Source organism: Bacteroidota bacterium, from assembly GCA_039714315.1.
Classification (GTDB): domain Bacteria; phylum Bacteroidota; class Bacteroidia; order Flavobacteriales; family JADGDT01; genus JADGDT01.
Window position 1 is genome coordinate 1 of the sequence record JBDLJM010000167.1, and the last position, 6125, is coordinate 6125.

Below are 6125 nucleotides of genomic sequence, written 5' to 3' on the forward strand. Positions count from 1 at the left end.
TTGACAACATTATATTTTGTACATTGTAAGTAGTCAATTTGTCATCGCCACGAAGTGGCAGATTAATTCAACAAAAGGTATCACCTTTTGTTGAAGGTGTGAAATATGAATACGCCCTGAAAGGGCAGCTAAAACAATATGAATAATGTCCCAATCTCTATCAAAATTATATGTACATATAGTTTTCCATGTAAAGAACAACAAAATTCTGATTAACATATGTATTTTAATATGCCCTTTCAGGGCGAAATATTAAACATTTACACAATATGTCAAGGCGTTGCCTTTGACCGGAATTAAGTATGGCTTTCAGCCAATACTATATTAAGGACAGTTTAGACTAGTGAGAGGTGTAGACTAACTAACATGCTTCTGCAGAATCTTTCAATGCCAAAATTAAATAGTTTAGATGGCAATTTAGAGGAGTGAAAGATATCCTATTTTTCTTGTTCAGATTATGTAAACTTTATGCCTAATTTTTTAAGACTCCCCAGAAAATGGACTTGATCCGTAGACATAATTATCCGCTTCTAAATAAATAGCCTTTTACTAAATTATGTTTGTACTCTTAGGTTTTTGTATCTGATATATTTACAACACATACTTGGCAAGCACCTTTTGAACATCATAGATATTAACACTTTTATTGAATTTTTTTGAGATACTTGGTGTTGTTTCCGACGATATCCAGATTTTCAGTTCCGCATCGAGGTCGAAATGTCCGTTTGTTTCTACTGCAAAGCGGGTTATTGACTTATAACTGATTGTAAAATAAGAAACTTTAGAGCCTGTTATTCCCTGTTTATCTACCAGAATTAAGCGTTTGTTAGTAAAAATAAAAGTATCGCGAATAAGTTTGAACCCGATCTCGATTTCCTCATTGTCTATTAGTAGATTTGAATATTCATTTTTAAGTTTCCCGGGATCTACAGCCCCTGCATTTCCAAGTAGTGATGAGAATAAGCCCATGTTTTTAGTTTTATGATTTAAAAGAAGCAATGTAGTGATAATTTTGTCAGGGTTAATTGGGCTATGTTCTGCTTTTTCTACAGCGTAGAAATGAGTTTATCTATTTTATAATATTTAAATTTAAAACCTTCATTTTGAATTTTATCCGAAGAAACCCTGCTGCCTTTGAGGATGATATCCGACATTTTGCCAAAAAGCATTTTTAAAATGAAAGATGGTACATTTGGCATGAAATATCCCTTATTTAAATGTTTGGCAATTTTTTTTGTAAGTTCCGAGTTGGTAATATGTTCGGGAGAAACAGCATTGTATGTAGAGGAAATATTTTCATTTTCAACTGCAAAGAGAATCATTTCTGCTAAATCCGAAATTTCTATCCAGGGAATATATTGTCTTCCGGAACCCAAAGGCGAACCGAGACCGAGTTTTATTGGGGTGAGCATTTTTTGAAGTGCTCCTCCGTGTTTTGAAAGGACTACTCCAAATCTGAGTTTTACAGTTCTCACTGATATATCGTTGAACATATCAACTTGATTTTCCCATTGCAAAACTGTTTGTGCAAGGAAATCATTTCCCGGAAGATCGTTTTCTTTGAATATTTTTGGAGAAGTTATGCTGCCGTAATAGCCAACTGCTGAGGCCGAAATAAAAGCTTCAACTTTTTTAGAACTTGTGCGTACTGCATCAAACAGTAACTCTGTGGTATTGACCCGGCTTTCTACAATTTTTTCCTTTTGCTGCGTTGACCAGTTTTTATTGGAGATATTCTCACCCGCCAGGTGAATTATCACATCGGCAAATTCTATTGCTTTTTTGTCGATGATTCCTTTTGTATAATCCCAGTGAAAAGATTTTACTCCTTTAACATTTTTTTTCCTGGATAAAACCGCAATGTTATAGCCTTTGCTTTCTAATAATTTTGAAACAGCTCTTCCTACTAAACCTGTTCCGCCTGTTATTAGAACATTTTTGCCCATTTTGAGTTGTTTTATTGTAAAGGTAGGTAACTTCGTTGGGAAATTTACATTATTGTGAATTGTTTATCAGTGTTGTAAATAATATGATAATTGTTTTATAGGATTTTAGATAAATATGATAATTGTTCCTTATTAGGCTATTTATGTTATTTTAGCTTGTAAATAAAAAGTATAAACTAATTATGAAAAAAAATATCCCCTTATTTGTCTTAGTTCTTATGTCAGTTTTCATTTCTTGCGCTGATGAAGAACAGGTGATTATTGTTCCTACTCCCAGTGATTTTGAAATAGGAATAAAGAATATTCTTCCATATTCTGTCGATCTGGAGTGGACTGCTTCAACAGCATCAGATGGTTCAACTATTAAATATGATATTTATTTAGGAGGGAGTATAATTAAAGAAAACCATACAAGTACTAAGTATGTTCTTGAGGGGTTAAATAGTAAATCATTTTATTTAGGTAAAATAATAGCAAATAGCAGTAATGGAAAGTCAAAAGAAGAATTGTTTGAATTTATTACAAAAGAAGATTTGGCTCCATCTGTATTTGAAGTTACGGTTGGTAGTATTAGTACTACTAATGCAACAATTAGCTGGACAGAAGCAACACTCCCAAACAATGAGGAAGTTGTTTATGATTTGTATTTAGATGATATATTAATAAAAAATGATATTACTACAACAGAATTCCTTTTGGAAAACTTATCACCCTTTAAAAAATACACCATAAAAATAGTGGCAAAAAGTAAAACAAATAAAGGTACATACCAGGAAATAACTTTTAAAACTCTTGGTACCCCACCGTCACAATTTCCGCTTGCTATAGAGGATACATCCCCGGCTGGTATCACAGTGTACTGGACTACACCCACCGTTGAAGATGGTTCTTTTATTTATTATCAAATATACGTTGATAACGAAAAAGTCGGGCAATATACCATTAATGAAGATAGCAATAATATTACTGACTATTATATACGAGGTTTAGAGGAGGGTAAAGAATATACTGTTAAAATCATTGCAGTAGCATCGAATAATACTTCAACGGAGGAGTCAATTACTTTTACGACCAGAACTTATCCGAGTCCTTCAGATTTTGAAATAAGTATAAAATATGAAACATCTGATTTGATAATTGTTAACTGGACACCTTCTACAATGGAAGATGGGACTCAGGTTATTTACTTTTTATACTTGAATGGAGAGCAAGCTCATCCGGAATACACACATTTAGGAGGACTTAAGTATAAACTTGAAAATTTTGACCCGAATACTGAGTATACAGTAAAATTAGTAGCTGAAGAAACAAAATTCAGAAAAACAACAGAAAAAGAATTTACTTTCACTTCTCATTCCATTCATCCCGGTATAGATGTCGAAAAAGCAACTTTGTATAGAATGCATAGTACTTATTTTCCCGGGCAGCTTAATGTGAAATTTACTCAGAATATTGAAAGTGTAGATGTAGTTGGTTTTCACGGGGGAGTTAATATTGAAATTCCCAGTTATATATTATATCCAAGTGCAATTTCAAGTCCTAAGTTATCGTTAAGTGATTATAATGAGATAGGATATTTAAAATACGGGTATGTTTTAATAAAGGAGAATGGAGTTACGTACATATTGGATTTTAATGTGGTAATAGAGACAAATTAAAATATTTGTTAATAATACCAAATAAATATCAAAATGCCATGTGAAATCTTTCAGGATAGTGAAGGTTTTGATTTGTTGTAGATAAGAGGTTTACCTCGCTGGCGCTCGGTGAGTCCTTGGGGGGAGTCGATTCAAAACGGAATACTTTCCAAACGCTTTTTGAGGGAGAATTTAGTTTATTAAAGGAGAGGAATTACCTCGCTGGCGCTCGGTGAGTCCTTGGGGGGAGTCGATTCAAAACTCAATCCTTTCAAACGCTTTCGCGTTTGAGGATTTTTTGTTTCCAAAAGTTTTACGAAAGCGAGCTTTCGACACTTTTGGAAACAAAAAATCCCTTTTGAACAAAGTTCAAAAGGGATTGTGTTTTGTCGGGGTGAGAGGACTTGAACCTCCGACCCCCCGCCCCCCAGACGGGTACTCTAACCGGACTGAGCTACACCCCGAACTTGATACCTGTAATTAGGTATCAGACCGCGAATGTAAATAAAAAAGTTTGTTGTTAAAAGAAAAACTTTTGTGGAATATGTATGTTTTTGTAATGACGATGGGGTGAAAAAAACTGTTTATATCGTTAGTTTAATATAAGAACCGGAGTTAAACTAAAATCACTTCCTTAATAGCTTCTTTACCAATGGCTTCGTTGAGGTGTGTTCTGATTTTATCTTTGGCGAAAATTAATTCCTGTTTTAATACAGAAGAGTTTAGCGAGATACGAAGGGTACCCCTGTACAATTCTATTGATGTGGTCTTGTTGCTTATGGCTTTACCCATAATCTCTTCCCATTTATTTCTGATTTCTACGATGTCCAGTTTTTCTTCCATTTTGTATTCGGAATAAATATTTTTCAATCCGTCTTTTAAACTGATGGGGTCTTTTTTGCGGTAGCCAAAGTTATATTTCGATTTTTTGTACATGCTTAGTTTTTTCGGTTGTATTTAGATAATACCTTATTAAAGGTTGAATATTTTATACTCTTCGTTGATCTTCTTAACTATATTTTCTGTTCGTTCGGGGTGAGTGTCCGAAATAAATATCTGCCCGAAATAATTTTGGTTGACCAGACGAATTATTTGTTCCACCCGGTTTTCGTCCAGCTTATCGAACACATCGTCCAGAAGTAAAATAGGAGTACTTTTTTTCAATCTTTTCAGGTATTCGAACTGAGCTAATTTAAGAGCTATTAAAAAAGTTTTCTGCTGGCCCTGTGAACCGAATTTTTTAATAGGATAATCACCGATCTTAAAGATTAGATCATCCTTATGAGTTCCTGCTGTTGTGTATTGAGAAGCCCTGTCTTTATCGCGGTTTTGTTTTAGCAGTTCTATAAGAGAATCCGATTCCAGTCCCGACTTATATTCTATGGTTACTGCTTCTTTGTTTTCGGATATTGAATTGTATCTGTCCAAAAAAGTAGGCAGCATATCGTTTATAAATTCTTTTCTTTTTTGATAAATATTTTGGGCCAGCCCGTTCATTATTTCATCGTAAATAACCAGACTGTTTTCGTCCCAGACTCTGTTTATGGCAAAGTATTTAAGCAGAGCATTTCGCTGACTCAGCTGTTTGTTGTAATCTAATAAGTTGCTTAAGTATTGAGAATCGAACTGCGAAATTACGCCATCGATAAATTTTCTCCTGACATCGCTTCCTTCCGAGATTAAATCTCTGTCGGAGGGAGATATTATTACCAGTGGGAACTCACCGATGTGATCCTGGAGTTTTGGATATAATTTAGAATTGCGTTTTATCGCTTTTTTCTGTCCTTTTTGCACACCGCAAAACAAATGTTCTTCTCTGTTGTTTTTTTCAAATACACCTTCGATTACAAAAAATGATTCTCCGTGACGGATATTTTGACTGTCGACAGTATTGAAATAGCTTTTGGTAAAGGACAGATAGTATATAGAATCCAGAACATTTGTTTTTCCTATTCCATTATTTCCCACAAAACAATTTATCTGTGGAGATAAATCAAACTGTACAGTTTTGAAATTTTTATAATTTATTAGACTTAGGTTCTTTAAATGCATTTGTGGTTTTATGGAAAAAGGTTGACTGCAAATGTAAATGGATTATGTTGAAAGTTGAAAGTTAAAAGTTAAAAGTTTATCCTGAAACAAGTTTAGGGTGAAAAGTTTAAAGGGTTACTGGTTGCTGGTTGCTGGTTGCTGGTTGCTGGTTGCTGGTTGCTGGTTGCTGGTTGCTGGTTGCTGGTTACTGGTTGCTGGTTACAAGGTAAAAGGAAAAAGATACAAGCATGTCCTGAGTGTAGTTGAAGGGGTTGAAGTCTAAAGTTTAAACCGACGGAGGAGGTTCACCGAGCACCTTTTGAAATAAGAGTGCCAGCGAGGTAAAGTCTAAAGTCTAAAGTTCAAAGTCTAAAGTTCAAAGTCTAAAGCTTGCCCTGAGCGTAGTCGAAGGGTTCAAAGTTTAATGTCTTTTTTGCGCTAGGGATAGAGCTGGTACCCCGCAGGGAACTGACGCTTAACTATGCTATGGAGTTGAAGGAGAAATGAGTTG

General features: G+C 34.6%; 5 protein-coding genes, 1 tRNA gene and 1 pseudogene. 2 read left to right on the forward strand and 5 right to left on the reverse strand.

The features are described 5' to 3' along the window. Positions 1-365 precede the first annotated feature (365 nt). A pseudogene (locus tag ABFR62_12575) lies at positions 366-476 on the forward strand (transposase). Positions 477-591: 115 nt separating this feature from the next. On the opposite strand, the gene ABFR62_12580 reads toward ABFR62_12575, so the two are convergent. Then, entirely contained in the window at positions 592-969 is a 378-nt protein-coding gene (locus tag ABFR62_12580) for a PH domain-containing protein (GenBank protein ID MEN8139259.1), read from the reverse strand. Between the two features lie 77 nt (positions 970-1046). Beyond that, complete coding sequence (locus ABFR62_12585; GenBank protein ID MEN8139260.1) at positions 1047-1946, reverse strand: TIGR01777 family oxidoreductase; 900 nt, start codon at positions 1944-1946, stop codon at positions 1047-1049. Positions 1947-2128: 182 nt separating this feature from the next. Here ABFR62_12585 and ABFR62_12590 point away from each other — a divergent pair, with 182 nt between their 5' ends. Next, positions 2129-3604 carry a fibronectin type III domain-containing protein gene (locus ABFR62_12590; protein MEN8139261.1) on the forward strand — a complete coding sequence of 492 codons (1476 nt, stop codon included), beginning with the start codon at positions 2129-2131 and terminating at the stop codon, positions 3602-3604. 368 nt (positions 3605-3972) lie between these two features. On the opposite strand, the gene ABFR62_12595 is transcribed toward ABFR62_12590, so the two are convergent. From ABFR62_12595 to ABFR62_12605, 3 genes are all read right to left on the reverse strand, one after another. Then, positions 3973-4047 (reverse strand) — tRNA-Pro (locus ABFR62_12595). Between the two features lie 151 nt (positions 4048-4198). After that, positions 4199-4519 (reverse strand): DUF721 domain-containing protein, encoded by a 321-nt coding sequence (locus ABFR62_12600; GenBank protein MEN8139262.1) that lies wholly within the window; start codon positions 4517-4519, stop codon positions 4199-4201. Between the two features lie 36 nt (positions 4520-4555). Next, the gene (locus tag ABFR62_12605; protein MEN8139263.1) at positions 4556-5635 is read right to left on the reverse strand and encodes a DNA replication/repair protein RecF; all 1080 of its coding nucleotides are present in this window, start codon (positions 5633-5635) and stop codon (positions 4556-4558) included. Positions 5636-6125 lie beyond the last annotated feature (490 nt).